This window comes from Nocardioides astragali, assembly GCF_024436375.1.
In the GTDB taxonomy this organism is placed as follows: domain Bacteria; phylum Actinomycetota; class Actinomycetes; order Propionibacteriales; family Nocardioidaceae; genus Nocardioides; species Nocardioides astragali.
In genome coordinates this window covers 238,537-262,176 of sequence record NZ_JAFMZM010000004.1, presented here as the reverse complement: position 1 = coordinate 262,176, position 23,640 = coordinate 238,537, and the positions used below count along the sequence as shown (strand labels likewise).

Sequence of the window (23,640 nt, the reverse complement as noted above, 5' to 3'; positions counted from 1 at the left end):
CCGACACAGCCGGCCCCAGCCCGGGAATGGACGACGGGCGCCACCCCAGCAGGGTGGCGCCCGTCGGTCAGGCTGTACGTGCGGTGGTCAGCGCCGCCGGTCGGTGTCGACGAAGTCGACCCGCGCACCGCCGCGGCCCGCGAGGGCCGAGATGACGGTGCGGAACGCCGTCGCGGTGCGGCCGTTGCGGCCGATCACCTTGCCGAGGTCGTCGGGGTGCACCCGGACCTCGAGGATCGAGCCACGACGCAGCTGCTTGTCGCGGACCACGACGTCGTCGGGGTGGTCGACGATGCCACGGACCAGGTGCTCGAGAGCCTCGGCCAGCACGTCGCTCACGCCTCGCTCTTGCCGGCGTCCTCGGCAGTCACCGTCTCGGTGGCCTCCGCGGCCTCGGCGGCACCCTCGGGCGTCTCCGCAGCGGGGACCTCGGCGGCAGGCGCCTCAGCAGCGGGCTCCTCGACCTTCTCGACCTTCTCCACCTTCTCGGCCTTGTCGGCCTTCTTCTTGGAGGTCGTCGCCGAACCCTTGGACTCGGCGGACACCTCCTTGAGCGCCTCGTTGAAGATGTCGATCTTGGCGCGCTTGGGCTCCTTGACCTTGAGGGTGCCCTCGGTGCCCGGCAGGCCCTTGTGCTTCTGCCAGTCGCCGGTCACCTTGAGGATCGCCTCGACGGCCTCGGTGGGCTGGGCGCCCACGCCGAGCCAGTACTGCGCACGGTCGGAGGTGACCTCGATGAAGGACGGCTCCTCCTTCGGGTGGTACTTGCCGATCTCCTCGAGCACTCGACCGTCGCGCTTCTTGCGCGAGTCGACGACGACGATGCGGTACTGCGGCACCCGGATCTTGCCCAGGCGCTTCAAACGAATCTTGACGGCCACGTTTGTGGTGTCTCCTCAGAAGTTGTCGTGGGTGAGCGACCCTCGCCAGGTGGGGCACCGGGTCTGGTCACTCGATGGGCGCTGCGTCGCTCGGATGAGAGGGTCCGGGCGCGCAGGACACAAGGAGAGATTCTGCCAGAGGCTCGGCCCCCGCGACCAATCGGCCCCGCTCGGCTGGCGGGACGCCGATCTGTCGACTCGCAGGCTACCCGTCGAGCCCGATGCACGCCCGGAGCTCCGGCACCCCGGACACTCGGAGGGGATGTGGGCCGCGGACGAAGTCGTCGGGCGTGAGCAGGAGCCCCTGGTTGAGCGCGAGCTCCCCCTCGCGGCGCTTGAGGCGCCGGACCCCGTTGGGCTGGTAGCCGAGCTTGCGGGAGACCGCGAGCGAGGCCGGGTTGTCCAGGAAGGCGCCCGACGTCACCGCGGCGGCGTCGAGGTGGTCGAAGGCGAACGCGCAGATCGCCTGACGCATCGCGGTGCCGATGCCGCGTCCCTGGAACTCCCGGCCGAGCCACGACCCCGTCTCGCCGGTGCGGGTGACGAGGTAGTCGGAGGTCTCGAAGCCCTGGGTGCCGACGAGTCGACCCTCGTGGAAGACCGCGAGGTGCAGCCCCCATGCCGCCGGTCCGAAGTCCGCCCGGGCGCGCCAGTGGTACGCCGCGGTGTTGCGGGCGAGCTGCTCGGGCGGCGCGTCGGTCCACGGGAAGTAGAAGGGCATCGCGTCGGCCTCGTGGATGCCTCGCACGGCGAGCTCGCACAGCTCGGGAAGGATCTCGTCCGAGAGGCCGCGCAGCACCACCGGACCGGCCTCGATGGTGAGCCCGAGGGGCGGGAAGAGGTCGGCAGCGGTACTCATCTCTCCATCCCAGTGGATCCGCTGACCCGGGTGCAAATCGTTTCGAGGCAACCAAACGGGCGTCCGCGGCGTCTCCGAGACGTGACCACCGCGCCGCCCGGGCCACTGGAGCCGCTGGAGCTCCCGGCTCGCCTCACCGCGCCCCCGCGCCTGACCCAGCGCCATCCGTGGCTGCTCCCCGCGGCGATGCTGGTGCACCGCGCGCGACGGCGTACGCAGTGGGTGCGGGACGCGTGGTCGGGGCGGGTGGTGTGGGCCGCGCGCCACCGGACCGACGACCTGCCCGTGCGTCTCAAGCAGCACGGGTCGCTGCTGTTGCGCGAGCTCGATCCCGACCGGATGCACCTGCAGCACAACAAGGTCACCAACCTGAGGCTCGCCACGTCGCGGATGGACGGGTTGGTGATCGCTCCGGGTGAGACGTTCTCGTTCAACCGGGTGGTGGGCAACTGCACGAGGCGCAAGGGCTACGTGGACGGGATGAGGCTCTCCAACGGCTCGGCCGACGCCGGTGTGGGCGGTGGCATCTGCCAGCTGGCCAACCTCGTCCACTGGATGGTGCTGCACTCCCGGCTGACGGTCGTCGAGCGCTCGGAACACTCCTTCGACCCGTTCCCCGACCGCGGGCGCGTGCTGCCGTGGGGAGTCGGCTGCTCCATCGTCTACAACTACGTCGACCTGGTGGTGCGCAACGACACCGACCAGACCTTCCAGCTCCGGACGTGGGTCGGCGAGCGCTACCTGCACGGCCAGCTCCGGAGCGACGTACGCCCCGATCACTCCTTCGCGGTCGAGGCGCGCGGCGAGCAGTTCCTGCGGCGCGACGGCCAGGTCTTCCGGCGCAACCAGATCTGGCGTCGTGTCATCGACCGCCGCAGCGGCGAGCAGGTCGGCGACGAGCAGGTGAAGTCCAACTGTGCGCTGGTGGTCTACGAACCCGGTCCGGAAATCGACGTCATCGACGTCTGAGAGTTCAAGTTGTCTAGACCAGTTGTCTGCAGCACACTCGGCGGGGTCAGTACTCCATCCCAACCCCCAGGAGCACTCTCGATGAACCACGCACGACGTCTCTCCGCCGCCGCCCTCGCGACCGCCGCGCTGGCCGCCCCGTCCGCCCTGGCCTCCACGGCCGAGGCAGCGCCGGCGACGCCCAAGACGGTCAAGGCCCAGACCAAGCAGCTCCTCAAGGACATCGCCGGCAAGGACGCGCGCCTGGCTCGGCTGTCCACGAGCACCGCGGTCCAGGACCTGGCCGACGACACCGAGGCCGAGCTCGTCTCCAACGTGACGGACGCGCGCACCGCCCTCGACGGCCTCAAGACCAGCGTCGAGGCCGCCGACAGCACCGTCGACACCCGCGCCGCCCGCAAGGAGCTGCGCTCCTTCCGCGTCGAGAACCTCCGGATCGTCGTCAACGTCCTCGACAAGGTGGAGGGACTCGAGGAGGCCGCCGCGGCCGACCCCGAGGCCGTCGCGCACCTCGCCGCCGCCGAGGCAGCGGCGCTGGAGATCACCGCCACCAGCACCAAGGCCGACATCCGGGCCGTGCGCACGCACGTGCAGGCGGCCGAGGCCGAGCTCGAGCCCGAGGCCGAGACCACGGCTTCCTGACGTAAGTCGCGTCCTTCGAAGGGCGGTCACCCTGCCGGGTGGCCGCCCTTCGTCATGTGGTGGCTCGCCTCAGACCACGCTGCGCCCGCGAAGGACCACGCGGGTCGGCGTACGCAGCACCGACAGGTCCTCGACGGGGTTGCGGTCGTAGACCACGAAGTCCGCCGACGCCCCCTCGGTCAGGCCGTCGACGCCGAGCCACTCGCGCGCCCGCCAGCTCGCGGCGCCGAGGGCGTCGCGCGCCGGCATCCCGATGCGCACCAGGGCCTCGATCTCGCCCGCGATGTTGCCGTGCCGGCTGATGCCGCCACCGTCGGAGCCGGCGTAGATCGGCACCCCCGCCTCGTAGGCGGCCATGATGGTGGCCGGCATCCGGGCGTAGAGGTCGGTCATCGTCGCGGCGTACGCCGGGAACCTCTCCTCCCCCGCCGCCGCATGCTCGGGGAACTTGTCGAGCTGCATGACCGTGGGCACCAAGCGGGTGCCGCGCTCGACCATGGCGTCGATGAGGTCCTCGGTGAGTCCGGTGCCGTGCTCGATGCAGTCGATGCCGGCCTCGATCAGGCCGGGGAGGACGCCGTGGCCGAAGCAGTGCGCGGTGACCTTCGCCCCGTTGGCGTGGGCGGCGTCGATGGCATCGGCGAACGCCTCGGCCGGGAAGGACGGCGCCAGGTCCCCCTCGTCGCGCGAGATCCAGTCGCCCACCAGCTTGACCCAGCCGTCGCCGTTGCGTGCCTCCTGGGCGGCGTACGCGGCCAGGTCCCCTGGCTCGACCTCGTGGGCGTAGCCGCGGATGTAGCGCTTGGTGGCGGCGATGTGGCGTCCGCAGCGGATCAGCCGCGGCAGGTCGTCGCGCTCGTGCACCCAGCGGGTGTCGGCGGCCGAGCCGGCATCTCGGATGAGCAGCGCTCCCCCGTCGCGGTCGTCGATCGCCTGCTGTTCGGTCGCGGCCTCGTCCACCGCTCCGAAGTCGTCGAGCCCGAGGTGGCAGTGGGCGTCGACCAGGCCCGGCACGATCCAACCCTCGGCGACCGTGTCGGCCCCGGCCTGCGGTTCGTAGGTGATCCGGCCGTCCACGACGTAGAGGTCGTGGGCCTCTCCGTCCGGCAGCACCGGGCCTCGGAAGCGCAGGGCAGTCATGGGATCGACCCTAGGGCGTGACTCTCGAGCGGTGAATCCGGCCCTGGGCGACCACCACCCTCACGGGGGTGTGGCGTGTGGTCCATACCACTTAGCGTCGAACACGATGTCCGGGGCGTGATCGCCCCCAGCGGGAGGGGCTTCAGACGGCACGGCTACCAGCTGCGCCGCGATTGACATCAACGTTGGAGGGAAGCATGACCACACGTTTCGCATCTCGTATCTCCACGGCGCTCACCACAGGCGTCCTGGCACTCGTCATGGCCGTGGGCCTCAGCTCGGTCGGCATCGGCGCAGCCTCGGCCGCGTCCGACACGCAGTCGACGAGGTCGGTCGTGGGCAAGTCCGACCTCGGCAAGATCACCAGCACGGTCGTCGGTCGCACGTCCGAGGGCGGCAAGGTGACCGGCTCCTTCACGCCGACGCGGTTCGTGGAGCGGGACGGCGTGCTCTACGCGAAGGGCTTCCTGCAGGGCAAGATCACCGACGCCGACGGCTCGCGCACGAAGTTCGCCGGCATCAAGAAGATCCCGGTCAAGAAGATCAACGGCCAGTCCGTCACCGACGCCCGCACTGCCAACCGGGCCGCCCAGTGCGAGATCCTCAACCTGGTGCTCGGCCCGCTGGACCTCAACATCCTCGGCCTCGAGATCCACCTCAACCGCGTGGTGCTCGACATCGTCGCCGTCCCCGGCCCCGGCAACCTGCTCGGCAACCTGCTCTGCGCCGTGGCCGGACTGCTGGACGGGGGCCCGCTCGCCGGACTCCTCGGCCAGCTGCGCACCCTGCTCAACCAGATCCTCGGCCTGCTCAACCTGGGCGTGTGATCGAACCGATCCAGTGACCGACCCGGTCCGCTGATCAGCAGTGGCGTCGCCCCTCGGGGCGGCGCCACTGTCATGTCTCCGTGCCGTCCGCGTGGTCAGAGCCGGTCGAGCAACCACGACGGGCTCAGCACCTGGACGGGCGACACGTTGGCGGCCAGCGCCCGGTCGGCCGTCACCACCGCGACCCGCTCACCGGCTTCAGCAGCCCGTCGGGCCTGCTCCCGGATCTCGGCGTCGCCGTCGCGCGTCGCGTGGACGGTCGTGACATGGGCGTCACGGCCCGCGCGCACGCCGGCCTTCGCCTGTCCCTCGAGCACCAGCACGATCTCGTCGTACGCCGTGTCGGCGACCAGCAGCCGCTCGTGCAGGCGGCGTGCGGCGCCCGCCCGGTCCTTCCACCAGCCGTCCGGCACGGACCCGACGACGTTGGCACCGTCGACGACGAGGGTGGTCACTTCAGGAACTGGGAGAAGTCCTTGGGCAGGTTGAGCTGCTCGGCGGCCTTCTCGTAGTCGACCTCGGCGCCATCGGGGTTGCCGAACGGGTTGGCGGCCTTCTCGGCCTGCTCGGCGGCCTTCTGCTGGGCGGCCTTGGCCGGGTTGCCCGAGACCCGCTTCTTGCCCTTCTTGCCCTTGGCCTGGGGCTGCTGGCGGGCGCCGGCGCGCTTGCCGCCGCCGATGCCTGGCATCCCGGGCACACCGGGCATCCCCGGCACCCCACCCCCGCGCGCCATCTGCTCCATCATCTTGCGCGCCTCGAAGAAGCGGTCGACGAGCTGGTTGACGTCGGAGACCTGGCGGCCCGAGCCCTTGGCGATGCGGGCGCGGCGGGAGCCGTCGATGATCTTGGGGTTGTCCCGCTCGGCGGGGGTCATCGACTGGATGATCGCCTGGATGCGGTCGATCTCGCGCTCGTCGAAGTTCTCCAGCTGGTCGCGGAACTGCCCCATGCCGGGGAGCATCCCCATGATCTTGGTCATCGAGCCGAGCTTGCGGATCTGCATCATCTGCTGGAGGAAGTCCTCCAGCGTGAACCCGCCCTTGGTGGCGAGCTTCTCGGCCGCCTTCAGCGACTGCTCGGAGTCGAAGGCCTTCTCGGCCTGCTCGATCAGGGTGAGCATGTCGCCCATGTCGAGGATGCGCGAGGCCATCCGGTCGGGGTGGAAGAGGTCGAAGTCCGTCATCTTCTCGCCGCTGGCGGCGAACATGACCGGCTTGCCCGTGATCGAGCGGATCGAGAGGGCCGCGCCACCGCGGGCGTCGCCGTCGAGCTTCGTCAGCACCACGCCGTCGAAGCCGACTCCGTCGAGGAAGGCCTGGGCGGTGGTGACCGCGTCCTGGCCGATCATCGCGTCGACGACGAAGAGCACCTCGTCGGGCTGCACCGCGTCGCGGATGTCGGCGGCCTGCTGCATCAGCGCCTGGTCGACACCGAGACGCCCGGCGGTGTCGATGATGACGACGTCGTGGAGCTTGCGCCGGGCCTCCTCGATCGAGGCGCGCGCGACGTCGACCGGGTCGCCCGTGCCGTTGCCGGGCTCGGGGGCGAAGACGGGCACGCCGACGCGCTCGCCGTTGACCTGGAGCTGCTGGACGGCGTTGGGGCGCTGCAGGTCGGCGGCGACCAGCATCGGGGTCTTGTCCTGCCCCTTGAGCCACAGCGCCAGCTTGGCCGCGAGCGTCGTCTTGCCGGCGCCCTGGAGGCCGGCGAGCATGATGACGGTCGGGCCGGACTTCGCGTAGCGCAGCCGGCGGGTCTCCCCACCGAGGATCGTCACGAGCTCCTCGTGGACGATCTTGATGATCTGCTGGGCCGGGTTGAGCGCGCCGCTGACCTCCTCGGAGCGGGCCCGCTCCTTCACCGCACCCACGAACTCCTTGACGACGGGCAGCGCGACGTCGGCCTCGAGCAGTGCGATGCGGATCTCACGTGCGGTGGCGTCGATGTCGGCCTCGGAGAGCCGGCCCTTGCCCCGCAGGTTCTTGAAGGTGTCGGCAAGGCGGTCGGAGAGTGTGGCGAACACGGTGTGGGTCAGTCCCTCGCATCGATGGCTGAAGTCATGGCTGAAGTCGTGGCTGAAGTCATAGGTGGTACGACGTGCCAGCCTAACCGCCCCACCCCCGCCGTTCCGCCTCGACGCGGAACGCGGTCTCAGCCGCCCAGCGCAGTGCGTACGGCGTGCGCGGCCGCTGCTGCGCGCTCCTCGGTGGGACGCACGCCCCCGACCTCCTGGACGTAGAACACGTCGACCGCCTGCGGGCCCAGCGTCGAGACGTGCGCGGAGGCCACGGTGAGGCCGAGCCCGGCGAGGGTGGTCAGCACGCGGTGGACCACGCCGGGGCGGTCCGACGTGCGGATCTCCAGGACCAGCGAGGCCCGGGAGGCGTCGGGACGAACCTCCACGATCGGCGGCAGCTCGTCGGGCGCGCGCACCGGCAGCTCGGGCAGGCGCTGGCTGCCCTCGACCACGCGCCGGATCCGGTCGCGGACGACGGTGGCGTCGAGGTAGGCGTCGGGAACCTCCCACGCGCTCACGCCCCACTCGCCGTCGCTGTCGACCTGCGCCCACGCCCGTGCGGCGTGCACCGGCACCCGCAGCGCGGCCAGCCCCCCGGCGACATCGGCGAGCAGCCCCACCCGGTCGGCCGAGACCACCGTGATGGTCGCGCCGACCTCGTGGGGGGTGACCTCGACGGAGACCGCGCCGGGCTCACGGCGTACGACGTCGGGGATCGGCAGGGCCTCCGAGGGCACGACGTGGGAGATCTCCGCGCCGAGGGCGTGGCCGGCGCGGGAGACGAGCCGATCGATGAGCGAGGCCCGCCACGTCGTCCAGGCGGCCGAGGACGTGGCCCGGGCGTCCGCCTCGGTCAGCGCCCGGAGCAGCTCGAGGCTGGCCCCGTCGGGCACGTGGGTCAGCAGCTCGGCGGTGGTGGCCGGGTCGTCGGGATCACGCGTGGTCGCGAGGTTGGCGAGCAGCAGGTGCCAGCGGACCAGGGAGGCGACGACCTCCGCGTCGAGGTCGGTGAAGCCCATCCGGGCGACGATCTTGCGGGCCAGCGGCTCGCCGGCGACGGAGTGGTCGTGCAGCGAGCCCTTGCCGATGTCGTGGAGCAGCGCGGCGACCAGGAGCAGGTCGGGTCGGCGGACGCTGCGGATGAGCGCTCCGGCCTCGGCGCAGGTCTCGACGACGTGGCGGTCCACCGTGAAGCGGTGGATCGCCGACGCGTGCGGCAGCAGCCGGATCTGCTCCCACTCGGGCAGGAACGTCTCGATGCCGTCGATCTCGTCGAGCGTCTCCCAGACCGGGAGCAGGCCGGGGCCGCTGGCCAGGAGCCTGACGAGCGCGTCGCGGGCCGGGGCCGGCCACGGCACGGGAAGCTCGGCTCCCTCCCGCACGAGCCGGGCGGCAGTGGTGGGGGCCAGGACCGCGTCCCGGCTGGCCGCCTCGGCGGCCGCACGCAGCAGCAGGGTCGGGTCGTCGCCGGGCTTGGTGCCGGCGTCGAGCACCACCTCGCCGCGCGAGAGCGCGATCCCCGGAGCCACGCGCTCGAGGGCAGGCGTACGACGTCCCTTCTCCCCCGTCGTCCGCGACATCACCGCGTCCGTACGCCGCCAGGCCAGGCGTGAGAGGTGGGCGATCCGCCGGCCCAAGGAGCGCACGTGCCGCTGCGCCGCCTCCGGGTCGGCGAGGTCGAGGCGTTGCGCGAGCGGGCCCCACATCTCCGGGGCGATGCGGTCGCTGGGACGACCGGCCACGTCGTGGACCTCGTCGCGCACGTCGAGCAGCATCTGGCGAGCCGCCTCGAGCGCGGGTGTGGAGGCGTCGACCAGCCAGCTGGCCTCGATCGCCTTGAGCACGCCGGCGTCGCGCAGCCCGCCCTCGGCCTCCTTGACGTCGGGGACGGAGGCGTGCGCCAGCTCTCCGGTCACGTCGTGGCGCTTGTGCGTGAGGGCCTTGAGCTCGGGCAGTCGGGTCCGGGCCTGGCGCCGCCAGTCGGCGAGCATCGTCGTGCGCAGGCGCAGGGTCAGCCCGGGGTCGCCGGCCAGGTGCCGCGCGTCGAGCAGGCCCAGTGCGACGCGCAGGTCGGCGGCCGCCTCCAGCATCTGGCTCATCGAGCGCACTGAGTGGTCGAGCCGGCGCCCGGAGTCCCACAGGGGGTACCACAGCGCGCTGCCGAGCTCACCGAGGTCGACGTCGTCCTCGTGGACGAGCACCACGTCGAGGTCGGAGTGCGGGGCCAGCTCGGCGCGCCCGTAGCCCCCGACCGCGACCAGGGCCACCCCGGTGGCGGGCCCGCCCGAGGCGGCGTACGCCTGCCGGCAGAGCTCGTCGGCCGAGGTGGCCCTGGTCTGGCGTTGTGCTGCGGTCACGGCAGAGGCCCCGAGAGGGTGGCCATCAGAGCGCGGACGCGTCCTGCTCGCCGGTCCGAACCCGGACGACGGTGTCGACCGGGCTGACCCAGACCTTGCCGTCCCCGATGCGACCGGTCTGCGCGGTCTTGACGATGATCCCGACCACGTCGTCGGAGTCGGCGTCGTCCACCACGATCTCGATGCGGATCTTGGGCACGAGCGCGATGTCGTACTCGGCACCGCGGTAGACCTCGGTGTGGCCCTTCTGACGGCCGTAGCCGCTGACCTCGGAGACCGTCATCCCGGCGACGCCGAAGGTCTCGAGCGCCTCGCGGACGTCCTCCCACTTGTGCGGCTTGATGACCGCGGTCACGAGCTTCATGCGTTCACTCCCTTGGTGCTGGTCGGGGTGCTGGCGGAGGTGCTGGCGGCGAGGACGCTGCCGCTGCCGCTGGTCCCGCTGTGCAGGTCGTAGGCGGTCTCACCGTGTGCGGCGAGGTCGATGCCGTTGACCTCGTCCTCCTCGTCGAGGCGCAGGCCCATCGTGTACTTGATGGCCAGGGCGATGACGGCGGTGAGGATGCCGGAGTAGACGACGGCCACCACGACACCGAGGGCCTGGTCGCCCAGCGAGCCCAGCCCGCCGCCGTAGAGGAGGCCGTCGACGCCGCCGGCGCCGTCGGAGGTGGAGAAGACACCGATGAGCACGGTGCCGATGATGCCACCGACCAGGTGCACGCCGACCACGTCGAGCGAGTCGTCATAGCCGAGCTTGTACTTCAGGCCGACGGCCCAGGCGCAGACGCCGCCGGCGATGAGGCCGATGGCCACCGCACCGGAGAGGTTGACCGCTCCCGTGGCCGGGGTGATCGCGACGAGGCCCGCGACGATGCCGGAGGCGGCGCCGAGTGACGTGGCCTTCTTATGGAGCAGGCGCTCGACCAGCAGCCAGCCGAGGATGGCGGCCATGGTGGCCAGCGTCGTCGTGGCGAAGGTACGCCCCGTCTCGAGCGGGAACTGGGTCTCGGGGTCGTCGCCGAAGACGATCGAGCCGACGTTGAAGCCGTACCAGCCCATCCACAGCAGACCGGCGCCGAGCATGGTCAGCGTGAGGTTGTGCGGGCGCATCTGCTCGCGGGGCCAGCCGATCCGCTTGCCGAGCAGCAGCACGAGGACGAGGGCCGCGACACCGGCGTTGATGTGGACCGCGGTGCCCCCGGCGTAGTCCTGGGCGCCGATGCGGCCGCAGATGAGCGAGTTGTCCGTGCAGCTGAAGACCATGTGGGCCATCGGGAAGTAGACGATGAGGGACCACAGCGGGACGAAGACCACCCACGCGGAGAACTTCATCCGGTCGGCGACCGCGCCGCTGATCAGCGCGGCGGTGATGATCGCGAAGGTCATCTGGAACATCACGAAGACGTAGTCGCCGGTCGAGACGCCGTCGAGCCAGAACAGCTCGAACGGGTTGGCGAAGAACGTGCCCTCACCGCCGAAGCCCATCGACCAGCCGACGGCGACGTACAGGATGCCCACGATGGCGGCCGCGACGTACGACATCATCATCATGTTGAGCACGGACTTCGACCGGGACATGCCGCCGTAGAACAGGGCCAGTGCGGGCACCGTCATCATCAGGACGAAGGCAGTCGCCACCAGCATGAAGGCGTAATAGCCGTCCACAGAACCTCCAGGAAACGTACGGGATGTGGTCCGCCGAGCTCATGACGCCGGTGTCATGCAGGGGCCCACATGTTCATCCGAAGCCTGCGGTGGGGAGGTTTCGCCGGGCCGCGACGCATGTTGCGCGCAGGCTACGTAATCGGCCGCTGTGTTACGGGAGTGTGAACAGATCGGCCCACGACCGCTCCTTGTTAGTGTTCGGCCGTGTCCAGACTGGCCGTGATGGCGCACTACGACGTCGCCGGAGAGCTGCGACCGCACGTACGCGGGCAGGTCGAGGCGCTGGCTGCGTCGGTCGACACCCTCCTGGTCTGCACGACCGCCCAGCTGCAGGACTCAGCCCGCTCCTGGCTCTCGGAGCGGGCGGTCGTCGTGGAGCGCGCCAACTACGGCTACGACTTCTTCAGCTACAAGGTGGGCCTCGACGCCGCGGGCGACCTGACGGCGTACGACGAGGTGGTGGTCTGCAACGACACCTACGTCTTCGCCCTCGACAGCTATGACCCCGTGTTCGAGGCGATGGCCACGCGCCCGTGCGACTTCTGGGGGCTCACCGCCGCCGAGCGCGTCGCGCCGCACATCCAGTCCTTCTTCATCGCCTTCCGCCCGTGGGTCGTCGGCTCGCGCGCGTTCACCACCTTCTGGGAGGAGATGGAGCCCATCTCCAAGCGCCGACAGGTCATCAAGCGCTACGAGGTCGGCATGTCCCGGCGGCTCTACGAGGCCGGCTTCAGCTCCGACACCTACTTCGTCGAGACCCCGGAGGACCAGCGCATCGCCCGCGAGCGGATGCGCTGGTGGGCGGCCCACCGCTCGCACTTCCCGCGCAACCGGGCCGAGGTCCGCGAGTGGCGCGAGCGCGCCAACGAGCCGTGGAACCCGGCACGGAGCCTGGCCGACCGAGTGCTCGACAACGCTCGGCTCCCCTACGTCAAGATCGACACCCTGCGCTATGACCCCTACAACCTGGATGCCCGACGGCTCCTCGAGCTGTGCGAACGCCGCTTCCCCCAGCGGTTCGCGGGGGTGCGGGAGTTCCTCGAGGAGACCGCGCAGTACTACCCGCTGCGCGACACCGAGCGGTTGCTGCCCACACCGCTCGCGCTCGAGCCGCTGTTCCCGCGGGTGAGGTACTCCGATGCGCGCTGAGCGTCGCCAGCAGGTGAGGCTCGACGACGCCGAGGAGGTCCTGGTCGACTCCGGCCTGATCGACGCCGACTACGTCGCCGCCCAGCTCGGCACCACCTTCGAGTCGCCCCACGAGGCGGCGCGGGCCGCCGTGCACGCGGGCGACGTGTCCCCGCACCCGCTGTTCGAGGCGCAGTGGATCGGCCGGCGCCGCTCGTGGCAGCGGCTGGGGCAGCACCCGGTGCTCTGGTACGTCTCCGAGCGGCGGCGGCGCAACCGGATCGCCCCACATCCGCTGGCCGACCCCCGCCTGATCTTCGCGGCCCACCCCGAGGCGCGCCACCACCCCTACGGCGCGCTGTCCTACTGGCTCTCCGTCTCGGGCCCCGGCACCCCGCTCCCGACGCGCATCCTGCCCAAGAAGGTCTCGTGGGGCACCTACCGCGCCGCCGCGATCGAGGCCGCCGCCGCCTGGCGCGCCGAGGTCGTCCGAGACCGTCCCGAGCTGGTCGGCCCGGCACCCGCGCTCTCGGCCGGCCTCGGCACCTCGCCCGCCGTCACGGTCGTGATGTCGGCCCAGGACGCCGGGCCGCTGGTGCACGAGACCGTCGCGTCGCTGCAGGCGCAGACCTTCGCCGACTGGCACCTGGTGGCCGTGGACCGCGGGTCCGCCGACGACACGGCCGCCGTGCTGCAGGGCATGGCCGCCTTCGACGACCGCATCACGCTGGTGCGCGAGACGCGCTGCGGGCACGCTCGCGCGCTCAACGCCGCGCTCGAGCACAGCACCGCCGAGCACGTCGCCTTCCTCCCCCTCGGGCGCGAGTGGCTCCCCGAGATGCTGGGCGAGCTCCTGGCCCACGCCCACCACACCGGCGCCGCGGCCGTCCTGGCGGGCGCGGGGGCCGTCGGTCGAGACCGTATCGAGCTGGTGGGCGGTCGCCCGGTCGACCTCACGACGGCGCTGTTGCGGCGCGCCGCCATCAAGGACGTCGGGGGCTTCGACGAGAGCCTCGGGGGCTCCGCCGAGCGCGATCTCCTGCTCCGGCTCTCGCGCGACCACGAGCTGCTCGCGGTCGACGTACCGGTCCTGAAGCGGCCGGAGACGCCCGCCACCGGCTTCGGCGACGACTGGGACTCCGTCGTCCTGGAGCGCCAGCTGGTCGACTGGGACGCGGCAGCGGGCCGGGAGACGTCCGAGGACCTGGTCAGCCACGTCCTGCCGCTGGGCATCGAGCCACGCCGCACCGTCGAGTGGCTGAGCTCGGTGCCCCGTGAGGGCTCCGAGCTGATCCTGGTCGGGGTCCGGCTGCGCCGCGCCCACCACGTGCTGGCCGCCTCCGTCGCCGCGATCATCTCCGGCGCGCGCTTCGTCTCCGTGCCCGCCGGCGTCTCCACGTCGGCCGCCACCAACGTCGGCATCTCGCTGGCCGCCGGCAGCACCGTCCTCCTGGTCCGACCGGAGGCGATGCCGCCGCGGCAGCCGATCGCCGAACGCCTGGCCTCGGTCGTGCACGAGCCCGGCGTGGCGGTGGCGCAGCCGCTGGTGGTCGACCTCGACGGCGTGATCCTCAGCGCCGGAGCCCGCTTCAGCCAGGTCAACCCCAACCCCGAGCTGTTCCTCGCCGGCCTCCCGGTCAGCGACGCGGTGCGGATCGGACAGTGCGAGGTGGCCGCCCCCGCCGCGCCGATGGTGGCCCTGCGCACGCAGACCGCTGTCGCCCTGCGCGGGCTCAGCGCTCGGTTCAGCTCCGTCCTGGCCGAGACCGACCTCGGCCTGCGCGCCCGGCAGGCCGGGCTCGGCGAGTCGGTCGTCGTGCCCGAGACCGTGATCACCTCCCGCACGCCGTACGCCACCCCCGAGGAGCTCATCGGCGCGATGGCATCGCTGCGGGCCGGGTCCGCCACACCTCCCCCGGACCGCGCGGCCGACCTGCTGCTCCAGGCCGGGCTCGAGGTGACCGACCAGCGCAACCGCCGGATCTCGGCCTATCCCGAGGACCGGACCGCCCCGTCCGTGCTGGTCCCCGACCTGGTCGTGCGATCGGTGCAGGGGATCCACGAGTCGCCGCCGCGCCTGAGGTGGGCCATCGACATCGCCTCCCCAGCCGCCTCCCGGGGTGACCGCTGGGGCGACACCTACTTCGCCCGCTCGCTCGCCGATGCCCTCGAGCGCCGCGGCCAGCACGTGGCGACCGACCGTCGCGACGCCCGCGAGCGCGACTCCCGCGACCACGACGACGTGCTCCTCGTCCTGCGCGGGCTGGACCGCGTCACCCCCCGCCCCGGGCTGCTCAACGTCGAGTGGATCATCAGCCACCCCGACATGATCAGCCCCGAGGAGGTCGCCGACTTCGACCTCGTCTACGCCGCCAGCACCAGCTGGTCGGCGCGGATGACCCGCGAGTGGGGCACCACGATCAAGCCGCTGCTCCAGTGCACCGACACCCGGTGGTTCCACCCCGACCGGGCCGAGCCGGACACCGGCCCGGAGCTGCTGTTCGTCGGCAACTCACGGGGGATCTACCGCTACGCCGTCCGCAGCGCGCTCGCCATCGGCGCCCCCCTCACGCTGCACGGCAACGACTGGACCGAGTTCGTCGAGCGCGAGCAGATCGCCTCCGGCGGGGTAGCCAACGAGGAGGTCGGCGTCCTCTACGCCTCGGCCGGTGTCGTGCTCAACGACCACCACCTCGACATGCGCCGCGACAGCTTCGCCTCCAACCGGCTCTTCGACGCGGCCGCGTGCGGCGCGCGGATCCTGAGCGACCGCATCGACGGGCTGGAGGAGACCTTCTCGGGGCTGGTGCTGCCCTTCGACAACGAGCGGGAGCTGGCCCGGCTCGTCACGCCGCCCTACGACGCTTTCCCCGACAACGCCACGCGCCGCCAGATCGCGATGCGGATCATGGCCGAGCACAGCTTCGACAAGCGCGCCGAGACGCTCGTCGACGACGCCGTACGCCACCTGCTCGCCCGCGGCTGAGCCGCCGAGCCGGCGCTTGTGCACAAGCGCCAGGTCGGCGCGTCCACGCGGTGCAGAAGCGTCAGGTCAGCCCAGGAGGGCGTCGACGAACGCGGCGGCGTCGAACGGCGCCATGTCGTCGGGTCCCTCGCCGAGCCCAACGAGCTTGACCGGCACGCCGAGCTCGCGCTGGACCTGCACCACGATCCCGCCCTTGGCCGACCCGTCGAGCTTGGTCAGCACGATGCCGGTGACGTCGACGATCTCGCTGAACACCCGAGCCTGGACGAGGCCGTTCTGGCCCGTGGTGGCGTCGAGGACGAGCAGCACCTCGGTGACCGGGGCCAGCTTCTCGATGACCCGCTTGACCTTGCCCAGCTCGTCCATCAGGCCGGCCTTGTTCTGCAGGCGACCGGCAGTGTCGACGAGCACCGTGTCGATGCCGTGGTCGACGCCGTGCTTGACCGCGTCGAACGCGACGCTGGCCGGGTCGCCGCCCTCGGGACCGCGGATCACCTCGACGCCGACCCGCTCGCCCCAGGTGGCGAGCTGGTCGACGGCCGCGGCACGGAAGGTGTCGGCCGCGCCGAGGGTCACCGACAGGTCCTCGGCGACCAGGATCCGGGCGATCTTGCCGACGGTGGTCGTCTTGCCGGCGCCGTTGACACCGACCACGAGCACGACGCCCGGCTTGCCGTCGGCGCCGGTGACCTGCACGCGGCGGTCAAGGTCGGTGCCGACGAGCTCGATGAGCTCCTCGCGCAGCACGGCTCGGGGGTCGGGCCGCTGCCCGCCCTCCACGCGCAGCCGGGTGCGCAGCTGCTCGACCAGCGCCTGGGTGGGGGCGACGCCGATGTCGGCGGTGAGGAGGGTGTCCTCGATCGCCTCCCAGGTGTCCTCGTCGAGCTTGTCGCGGCTCAGGAGGGCGAGCAGGCCCTTGCCGAGCCCGCCCTGCGAGCGTGAGAGCCGCTGACGCAGCCGCACCATCCGCGACGCCGTACCCTCCGGCTTCTCGAGGGCCGGGGCCTCGACCGGCTCGACGGCGGCTCCGACCCCCGTCTCGACCGCGGGCTCCGGGGCTGCCTCGGTGGTGGTGTCGCTCTCCGCCGGGGACGGGACGATGACGTCCGTGCCCCCGGGCCGGGGCCTGGAGCCGCGACGTCGCCCGGAGGTCAGCAGGCCGGCGAGCGTGAGCACGCCGACGACGGCGATGCCGATGATCAGATAGAGCCAGTCACCCATGGCCCAATCCAATCAGAGGCGTACGGCGCCGCGGAGGCGGGTGAGCATGGCGAATCCGTGCGGCCCGCGCTCCTGGGCCAGCTGGGCCTGCAGGGCGTCGCGCTGGGTAGCGAGCCGGTCGGTACGCTCGCGCGCTCGGTCGAGCCTGTCCTCGGCGCGCGCCAGGTCGGCCAGCAGCGCGTCGAAGGCGGCGGTGAGACCCGAACCGGTGCCGCCCGGCAGCATCGGGGAGGACGTCTCCCGACCCGGGTGCACGACCCACACCACCTCGTGGGCCATCAGCCGGAACCACTCGACGGCCGCCTCACCCACCAGCGCCGGCGGTGTCACGCGCACCGAGGCGAGGCCCGCCGCGGAGAGGCGCGCGTCGAAGTCGTCGCCGTACCACCGCACGTGGTCGAGCTGGCCGAAGCGTCGGGCGCGCTCCTCGGGAGTGGCTGTCGGGTCCTCCTCGGTCACGACCCCGACCTTGATCGGCACCTCGAGGAGGGCGATGCCCCGCGGGCTCAGCACGCGGGCGATCTCGCGCATGGCGGCGCAGTCGTCGGGCACGTGCTCGAGCACGTGGTAGCAGACCAGGAGGTCGACCGATCCGTCGCGTAGGGGCAGCCGCGTGAGGCTGGCCAGGGCGTCGACGGCGCGGGCGTCGTAGCCGGCGTCGAAGCTGACCCGCCGGCGTGCCCCGAGGCGGTCGAGCAGGACCGTCGACTGCCGCGACGGGGCGATCTCCACCACTGTGTCGAGGTCGCGCAGCTCCGGCGCGAGCGCGCCGAGCAGCAGGGAGAGGAACCGGTGCCGCTCGAGGCTGCCGCAGCGCGGGCACGTGGCCTCCGGACGGCCGTCGGGACCGGGCCGGAACCTCCGCGACACCATCGACCCGCAGGCCGCGCAGTAGGCCTTGTGAGTCGTGTGGCGTGAGCCGGTCACGCCTTGCACGCTAGTCCCGCGTGGACCGGACGAGTGGCGCCGCGCCGGGCGTCACCCGGTCAACGGACTCGGACGCGGGACTCAGACGCGGGACTCGGAGTCCTCGAGGGTGGGCAGCGAGTCGACGCCCTTGCGCATCGCGTCGCCGAGCTGCGGCACGACGGGCATCTCCTCGCCGCGGTGCGGGTAGGCGACGTAGACGACGACAGCACCCGCCACGAGCAGGCCGAGGACGAGCATGATCACGATCGCGGTCATGGGATTCTCCCGAGGGGTGGGGTTGCACCAGCTGTGTGCCGTACGCATCCACCATGACACAGACCGCGCGGGCTCCGGTCATCGCGTGACCGGGTGTCGCTCACGTCCGCAGCAGGCGTACGACGGCCTCCCGCACGACGTCCGGCATCGGCGTCACCGGCCGGGCACCGGCACCGCGGGAGTTGTCGACGTAGACGTGCACGAAGCGGCCCTCGGCCGCTGCCTCGTCCGAGGCGCCCTGGAAGAGCCCGATCCGGTAGATGATCGAGCTGGTGCCCACCTTGTCCACGACCAGGCCCATCTCGATGGGCTCGGGGAACCCGATCTCGCGGAAGTAGCGGCACCCGGTCTCTGCCACCACGCCGATCTGCGGGAGTGCACGCACGTCGACCCCGGTCGCGTCGTAGAGGTAGGCGTTGACAGCGGTGTCGAACAGCTCGTAGTAGGTGGCGTTGTTGAGGTGGCCGTAGGCGTCGTCGTCGCGCCACCGGGTCGTGGCGGTGCGCCAGGCGACGTAGTCGCCCCTCAAGGGCCGATCCGTCATGTCTGGGGGCTCACGCCGACTCGGCGTCGCGCAGACGCTGGCTGATCACGGCCGAGACGCCGTCGCCGCGCATGGTGACGCCGTAGAGCGCGTCACCGACCTCCATGGTCCGCTTCTGGTGGGTGATGACCAGGAGCTGGGAGTTCTCGCGCAGCTCCTCGTAGATCTCCAGCAGGCGACCGAGGTTGGTGTCGTCGAGCGCGGCCTCGACCTCGTCGAGGATGTAGAACGGCGAGGGGCGGGCCTTGAACAGTGCCACCAGGAAGGCCACGGCGACCAGGGAGCGCTCGCCGCCGGAGAGCAGCGACAGGCGCTTGACCTTCTTGCCCGGCGGTCGGGCCTCGACCTCGACCCCGGTGGAGAGCATGTCGCCCGGGTTGGTGAGCACGAGACGGCCCTCGCCACCGGGGAAGAGCCGCGCGAAGGTCGAGTCGAACGCCTTGCTGACGTCGGCGTAGGCCTCGGTGAAGACCTGCTCCACGCGGGTGTCGACCTCCTTCACGATGTCGAGGAGGTCCTTGCGGGTGCGCTTGAGGTCCTCGAGCTGCTCGGTGAGGAACTTGTGACGCTCCTCCATCGCCGAGAACTCCTCCAGCGCGAGCGGGTTGACCCGCCCGAGCATGGAGAGCGCGCGCTCGGCGGTGCGCAGCCGCTTGACCTGCTCCTCGCGGACGAACGCGGCCGGCTCGGGTGCCTCCTCGCCCTCGGGCACCTCGCCGGAGAACGGGATCAGGGTCGTGGGTCCGTAGTCGTTGACCAACCCGTCGGGGTCGAGGCCGAGCTCCTCGAGCGCACGCTCCTCGAGCTGCTCGATGCGCATCTTCTGCTGGGTGCGGGCCATCTCGTCACGGTGCACGGAGTTGACCAGCTCGTCGTGCTCGCGGGCGAGGTCGCGCAGCGAGGTCCGCACCGCCATGAGCTGCTGCTCGCTCCCCTGTCGCGACTCCTCGACCGCCGCCCGCTCGTCGGCGGCCAGCATCACCGAGCGCTCGAGCTGGTGCAGGACGACGCGGACGCCGACGGAGACCGCCTGCGCGGCGCGGCCCTCGCGGATCAGTCGCTCGCGCCGCTCGGTCGCGCGGGCGCGGGAGTCCCGCTCGGCCTGGGCGGCACGCAGCAGCGAGTCGGCCCGGCCGTGCAGCGCGCGGGCACGCTCCTCGGCCGTGCGCAGCGCCAGCCGGGCATCCATCTCTGCCTGACGGGCCTCGCGGGCCTTCTCGGCGAGCCTCTCGCGCTCCGAGGTGTCGGGCTCCTCGTCGGTGACGTCCTCGGCGGCCGCCAACCGGGCCTCGAGGTCGGCCAGGCCGGCGAGGTCGGCCTCACGAGCCTCCGTGGCCGTGGCGATCGCCCGCTCGAGCCGGTCGGCCTCGCCCTTGGCGGCACGGGCCTGCGAGCCGTACTGGCCGAGCTCCTCGGCCACGGCGGCCAGCGTCGCGTCGGACTCGTGGAGCTTGGCCAGCGCGACGTCGACCCGCTTGAGGGTGTCGTGGCGGATGGCCTCCAGCCTCGAGATCTCGAAGCCCAGGCGCTCGGTCGTCGCGGTCGCCTCGGCGAGACTGGCGCTCGCCTCGTCGAAGGCCGCCTGGATCTCGATCAGGCTGGGCTGGCTGCTGGAGCCGCCGGCAGCGAAGTGCGCCCCGAGGAGGTCGCCCTCCTTGGTCACCGCGACCACGCCGGGCAGCTCCGCGACCAGGCGGCGGGCGGCGGTGAGGTCGTCGACGACGGCGACCTGGTGCAGCAGCCGCGTGAGCGCAGGTCGTACGTCGTCGGGCGCGGTCACCACGTCGACGGCGTACGTCGCTCCGTCGGGCAGGTCGGGCCAGTCGGGGTCGCCCTGCGGCGCACCGCCGAGCAGCAGGCCGGCCCGGCCGAGGTCGTCGTCCTTGAGGTGGCCGATCGCCCGGACCGCGGCGTCGGCATCGGCCATCACGACCGCGTCCGCGACGCTGCCGAGCGCGGCGGCGACGGCGGCCTCGTAGCCGTGGTCGACGTCGAGGAGTGCGGCCACCGAGCCGAGCAGCCCGCCCACCTTGTCGGTGGCGGCGAGCAACGCGCCGGCGCCGTCCTTGCGGTTGAGGCCGAGCTCCAGGGCGTCGCGTCGCGCGATCAGTCCGGCGCGGTCGCGGTCGGACTGCTGGGCGTCCTCGCGGGCCTTGGCCAGCTGCTCCTCGACCTCGTCGAGGGCGGCGACCGCCTCCTCGTGCTCGGAGTCGAGGCCCTCCTCGCCGGCGTCGAGGCCGGCGACCCTGGTCTCGAGGGCGGTGAAGTCGCGCTGGGCGCGCTCGGCGCGGGTGGCGGCGTCCTCGCGGGCGTCGGTGAGGCGCCGGATCTCGGCGTCGGCGGCCTCGGCCCGGGACTTCAGCGCGTTGACCTGGCCGGTCAGCCGGGCCAGTCCCTCACGGCGGTCGGCGGCGGCCCGCTGGAGACCGACGATGCGCCGCTCCTCCTCGGCCGCGGCCTCCTCGGCGGCCCGCCTGAGGACCACCGCGGCGTCGAGCGCCTCGCGGTGCTGCTCGACCTGCTCGGCGATCTCGGCCTCCTGCTGGCGCACGCGCTCGGCCTGGGCCTCGAGGTCGTCGGGGTCGCGCCCCGAGTCGACGGTGTCGGCCTCGGACGCACCGGCGGCGTTGCGGATCCGCTCGTCGGCGAGCGAGGCGGTGCCCCGCAGTCGCTCCTTCAGCCCGGACAGCGCGAACCAGGTCTCCTGGGCGGCGGCGAGGCGCGGCAGGTCGTCGCGGAGGGCCGCCTCGAGGCGGGCCTCCTTCTCACGGGCGGCAGCGACGGCGGCCTCCACCTCCTCGCGGCGCTGGAGGAGGATGGACTCGTCCGCCATCTCCTGCTCGAGCGCGGTGCGAGCGGTGACGAGGTCGTCGGCGAGGAGCCGGGCCCGGGCGTCGCGCACGTCCGCCTGCACGGTGGCCGCCTGCCGGGCGACCTCCGCCTGGCGGCCCAGCGGCTTGAGCTGGCGTCGGATCTCGGAGAGCAGGTCGGCGAGCCGGGTGAGGTTGCCGTCGGTGGAGTCGAGCTTGCGGAGCGCCTTCTCCTTGCGCTTGCGGTGCTTGAGGACGCCGGCGGCCTCCTCGATGAAGCCGCGGCGGTCCTCAGGGGTCGCGTGGAGGATCGTGTCGAGCTGCCCCTGCCCGACGATCACGTGCATCTCGCGGCCGATGCCCGAGTCGCTGAGCAGCTCCTGCACGTCGAGCAGGCGGCAGCCGTGGCCGTTGATCGCGTACTCCGAGCCGCCGTTGCGGAACATCGTGCGGCTGATCGTGACCTCGGCGTAGTCGATCGGCAGCGCGCCGTCGGTGTTGTCGATGGTCAGCTGCACCTCGGCCCGGCCCAGGGGCGGGCGGCCGGAGGTGCCGGCGAAGATGACGTCCTCCATCTTGCCGCCGCGCAGGCTCTTGGCGCCCTGCTCGCCCATCACCCACGCGAGCGCGTCGACGACGTTGGACTTGCCCGACCCGTTGGGGCCGACGATGCAGGTGATGCCCGGCTCGAGCTGCAGCGTCGTGGATGACGCGAAGGACTTGAACCCTTTCAGCGTCAGGCTCTTCAGGTACAACGGGCTGCTCCCGGCGATCGGACGGTCGGTGCGAACGCGGCATCCTCTCAGACACCGGGGGAAGCGCTCGGTCTGCTCACCCTAGCCGTCGGGCGGGCGCGTCCCGATCAGGCGCGACGGCGGCGTCGATGCACCAGCAACGCGACCACGGAGCTGCCTCCGACGAACAGCACGGGGGCGAAGGCCACGCTCGCGGTGCTCCCGACCGACGGCAGGGTGCCGAGCCCGTCCCCGGGCACGTCGACGACGTAGACGTCGAGGCCGCGGACGAGGTCCACCGAGTAGACCAGGTTGGTGCGCTGGGAGGTCGCGACACCCTTGCGGTTGTAGACCGGGACCCACATCGAGTCCCACACCTCCGACGCGCCCCACGAGGCGTGCCCGTGGCTCACCGGCTGCGCGGGGTCGGTGACGTCGATGAGCTGCGTGCCGCCGCCGTAGAAGCCGACCGCGACGACGCCGCTGGGGTGGTAGTCGAACCAGTGCGCGGAGCAGAAGGTGCCCACTGGGAGGGGGTAGGTGCCGAGGTCCGCGAGCTCGAGCTTGGCCAGCGGCACGATCGAGCCCTCGGAGCCGTCGAGGCGCTTGACGTGCCACGTCTGGAACGAGCCCGCGGTCGAGCAGTCCGGGTCCTCGTAGTCCTCCTCGGTGACGAGCAGGATGTTGCCGTTGGCCAGCGACGGCGGCGCCTCCGCGCGGAAGGCCTTCGCGTTGGGCCGGAAGCTGTTGTGGTGGATGAAGTCGTTGTAGTGGTTGACCGCCCCCTCGCGCGCCGAGTCGCCGGCCGCGCCGGTGTTGGCCACCTCGACCGGGTGCAGCGGGTCGCGCACGTCGTAGATGTACGAGCCCCCCGCACCGGTGTGGGTCGCGTACCCCGCCGCGTCGACGTTCCACTTGTGCCCGCCCCAGCCCACCGCGTCGGAGCGGAACGGCTGGATGCCCGCCGTGGCCGCGTCGCTGTCGACCTCCACGGGGTTGTCGAGGTCGGTGAGGTCGAAGACCGAGAAGCTGCCCTGGCCCGGCACCTCGGAGTCGTCCCCGGCGGAGTAGGCGTAGCGGCAGTCGGTGCCGTCGATGCACGTCACCGTGTGCGTGCTGGTCGTGGCGCTGACCCTGGAGCGGACGTGCGGCGAGGTCGGGTCGGTGACGTCGACGATGACGAGCTCGTAGTCGCCGCGCACCGGGTCGTTGACGTGCTCGAGGTCGTCGGGCGACGCCTGGTAGAGGTCGACCCCGATCATCGCGAACCGCTCGGTGCGCTCGCGCGAGACCTTGCGCTCCCCGCAGTTCATGGCCTCGTTCTCGAACTGCGCGCTCGGCATCGAGCCGACCTCGCGGGGCGCCACGGGGTCGCTGATGTCGTAGACCGTGACGTCGTCGAGCCCGGACATCACGAAGTAGGGCGCGGAGTGCAGGAAGCAGCCGGACACGCCGGCGCTGCCCGGGCGCATGGCGGCGAGGCGCACGTTGGGCGAGCTGATGAACGGCACGGAGAGCCCGGCGTCGTACATCTGGGACATCCGCTCGGCACGGTCGCGGTCGCCGTGGGCGTGCGCGGCTCCGCCGGCGAGGACCATCGAGAGCGTCAGGAGCCCGGCTGCGGCCAGGCGGGCGGGGGTGGCAAGGCGCATGCCCGTCCAACGAGCGGCCTCGG

Annotated in this window: 20 protein-coding genes; 5 read left to right on the top strand and 15 right to left on the bottom strand. The window is 72.0% G+C overall.

What is annotated here, in order from left to right:
- Window positions 1-87: 87 nt before the first annotated feature.
- The 3 genes from J3P44_RS14490 to J3P44_RS14480 all read right to left on the bottom strand — a co-directional run bounded on the left by J3P44_RS14490 (window position 88) and on the right by J3P44_RS14480 (window position 1,740).
- The gene (locus tag J3P44_RS14490; RefSeq protein WP_255891616.1) at window positions 88-330 is read right to left on the bottom strand and encodes an RNA-binding protein; all 243 of its coding nucleotides are present in this window, start codon (window positions 328-330) and stop codon (window positions 88-90) included.
- A 5-nt stretch (window positions 331-335) separates the two neighbouring features.
- A complete protein-coding gene (rpsP, locus tag J3P44_RS14485; protein WP_255891144.1) occupies window positions 336-881 on the bottom strand; it encodes a 30S ribosomal protein S16 in 546 nt (181 codons plus the stop codon).
- Window positions 882-1,086: 205 nt separating this feature from the next.
- Complete coding sequence (locus J3P44_RS14480) at window positions 1,087-1,740, bottom strand: GNAT family N-acetyltransferase (RefSeq protein WP_255891143.1); 654 nt, start codon at window positions 1,738-1,740, stop codon at window positions 1,087-1,089.
- A gap of 81 nt (window positions 1,741-1,821) precedes the next feature.
- Between J3P44_RS14480 and J3P44_RS14475 the strand changes: the two genes are divergently transcribed.
- Window positions 1,822-2,709: a VanW family protein gene (locus J3P44_RS14475; RefSeq protein ID WP_255891142.1), complete on the top strand. Its 888-nt coding sequence runs from the start codon at window positions 1,822-1,824 to the stop codon at window positions 2,707-2,709.
- Between the two features lie 81 nt (window positions 2,710-2,790).
- Window positions 2,791-3,351, top strand: coding sequence for a hypothetical protein (locus tag J3P44_RS14470; protein ID WP_255891141.1), 561 nt, complete (start codon window positions 2,791-2,793; stop codon window positions 3,349-3,351).
- Window positions 3,352-3,420: 69 nt separating this feature from the next.
- Here the strand turns inward: J3P44_RS14470 and J3P44_RS14465 are convergent, their stop codons facing one another.
- Entirely contained in the window at window positions 3,421-4,491 is a 1,071-nt protein-coding gene (locus J3P44_RS14465; protein ID WP_255891140.1) for an amidohydrolase family protein, read from the bottom strand.
- Between the two features lie 197 nt (window positions 4,492-4,688).
- Between J3P44_RS14465 and J3P44_RS14460 the strand changes: the two genes are divergently transcribed.
- The gene (locus J3P44_RS14460; protein WP_255891139.1) at window positions 4,689-5,318 is read left to right on the top strand and encodes a hypothetical protein; all 630 of its coding nucleotides are present in this window, start codon (window positions 4,689-4,691) and stop codon (window positions 5,316-5,318) included.
- 95 nt (window positions 5,319-5,413) lie between these two features.
- On the opposite strand, the gene J3P44_RS14455 is transcribed toward J3P44_RS14460, so the two are convergent.
- From J3P44_RS14455 to J3P44_RS14435, 5 genes are all read right to left on the bottom strand, one after another.
- Entirely contained in the window at window positions 5,414-5,773 is a 360-nt protein-coding gene (locus tag J3P44_RS14455; protein WP_255891138.1) for a hypothetical protein, read from the bottom strand.
- Window positions 5,770-7,341 (bottom strand): signal recognition particle protein, encoded by a 1,572-nt coding sequence (gene ffh / locus J3P44_RS14450; protein WP_255891137.1) that lies wholly within the window; start codon window positions 7,339-7,341, stop codon window positions 5,770-5,772. Before ffh ends, J3P44_RS14455 begins: the two co-directional genes overlap by 4 nt.
- A gap of 128 nt (window positions 7,342-7,469) precedes the next feature.
- Window positions 7,470-9,692: a [protein-PII] uridylyltransferase gene (locus tag J3P44_RS14445; RefSeq protein ID WP_255891136.1), complete on the bottom strand. Its 2,223-nt coding sequence runs from the start codon at window positions 9,690-9,692 to the stop codon at window positions 7,470-7,472.
- A gap of 25 nt (window positions 9,693-9,717) precedes the next feature.
- Window positions 9,718-10,056, bottom strand: coding sequence for a P-II family nitrogen regulator (locus tag J3P44_RS14440; RefSeq protein ID WP_091196194.1), 339 nt, complete (start codon window positions 10,054-10,056; stop codon window positions 9,718-9,720).
- Complete coding sequence (locus tag J3P44_RS14435) at window positions 10,053-11,357, bottom strand: ammonium transporter (RefSeq protein ID WP_255891135.1); 1,305 nt, start codon at window positions 11,355-11,357, stop codon at window positions 10,053-10,055. The genes J3P44_RS14440 and J3P44_RS14435 overlap by 4 nt, the downstream gene beginning before the upstream one ends.
- A 204-nt stretch (window positions 11,358-11,561) precedes the next feature.
- Between J3P44_RS14435 and J3P44_RS14430 the strand changes: the two genes are divergently transcribed.
- Window positions 11,562-12,506 carry a rhamnan synthesis F family protein gene (locus J3P44_RS14430; RefSeq protein ID WP_255891134.1) on the top strand — a complete coding sequence of 315 codons (945 nt, stop codon included), beginning with the start codon at window positions 11,562-11,564 and terminating at the stop codon, window positions 12,504-12,506.
- Window positions 12,496-15,471, top strand: coding sequence for a glycosyltransferase (locus J3P44_RS14425; RefSeq protein WP_255891133.1), 2,976 nt, complete (start codon window positions 12,496-12,498; stop codon window positions 15,469-15,471). Before J3P44_RS14430 ends, J3P44_RS14425 begins: the two co-directional genes overlap by 11 nt.
- A gap of 66 nt (window positions 15,472-15,537) precedes the next feature.
- Here the strand turns inward: J3P44_RS14425 and ftsY are convergent, their stop codons facing one another.
- The 6 genes from ftsY to J3P44_RS14395 all read right to left on the bottom strand — a co-directional run bounded on the left by ftsY (window position 15,538) and on the right by J3P44_RS14395 (window position 23,617).
- On the bottom strand, window positions 15,538-16,692 hold the full coding sequence (ftsY, locus tag J3P44_RS14420) for a signal recognition particle-docking protein FtsY (protein WP_255891132.1): 1,155 nt from the start codon (window positions 16,690-16,692) through the stop codon (window positions 15,538-15,540).
- A 12-nt stretch (window positions 16,693-16,704) separates the two neighbouring features.
- Complete coding sequence (locus J3P44_RS14415) at window positions 16,705-17,619, bottom strand: methyltransferase domain-containing protein (protein ID WP_255891131.1); 915 nt, start codon at window positions 17,617-17,619, stop codon at window positions 16,705-16,707.
- A gap of 81 nt (window positions 17,620-17,700) precedes the next feature.
- On the bottom strand, window positions 17,701-17,877 hold the full coding sequence (locus J3P44_RS14410) for a hypothetical protein (protein ID WP_255891130.1): 177 nt from the start codon (window positions 17,875-17,877) through the stop codon (window positions 17,701-17,703).
- A gap of 100 nt (window positions 17,878-17,977) precedes the next feature.
- Window positions 17,978-18,421, bottom strand: a complete 444-nt coding sequence (locus J3P44_RS14405) for an acyl-CoA thioesterase (RefSeq protein WP_255891129.1) — start codon at window positions 18,419-18,421, stop codon at window positions 17,978-17,980.
- A gap of 10 nt (window positions 18,422-18,431) precedes the next feature.
- Window positions 18,432-21,986 carry a chromosome segregation protein SMC gene (gene smc, locus J3P44_RS14400; protein WP_255891128.1) on the bottom strand — a complete coding sequence of 1,185 codons (3,555 nt, stop codon included), beginning with the start codon at window positions 21,984-21,986 and terminating at the stop codon, window positions 18,432-18,434.
- A 107-nt stretch (window positions 21,987-22,093) separates the two neighbouring features.
- Entirely contained in the window at window positions 22,094-23,617 is a 1,524-nt protein-coding gene (locus tag J3P44_RS14395) for an LVIVD repeat-containing protein (protein WP_255891127.1), read from the bottom strand.
- Window positions 23,618-23,640: the final 23 nt, after the last annotated feature.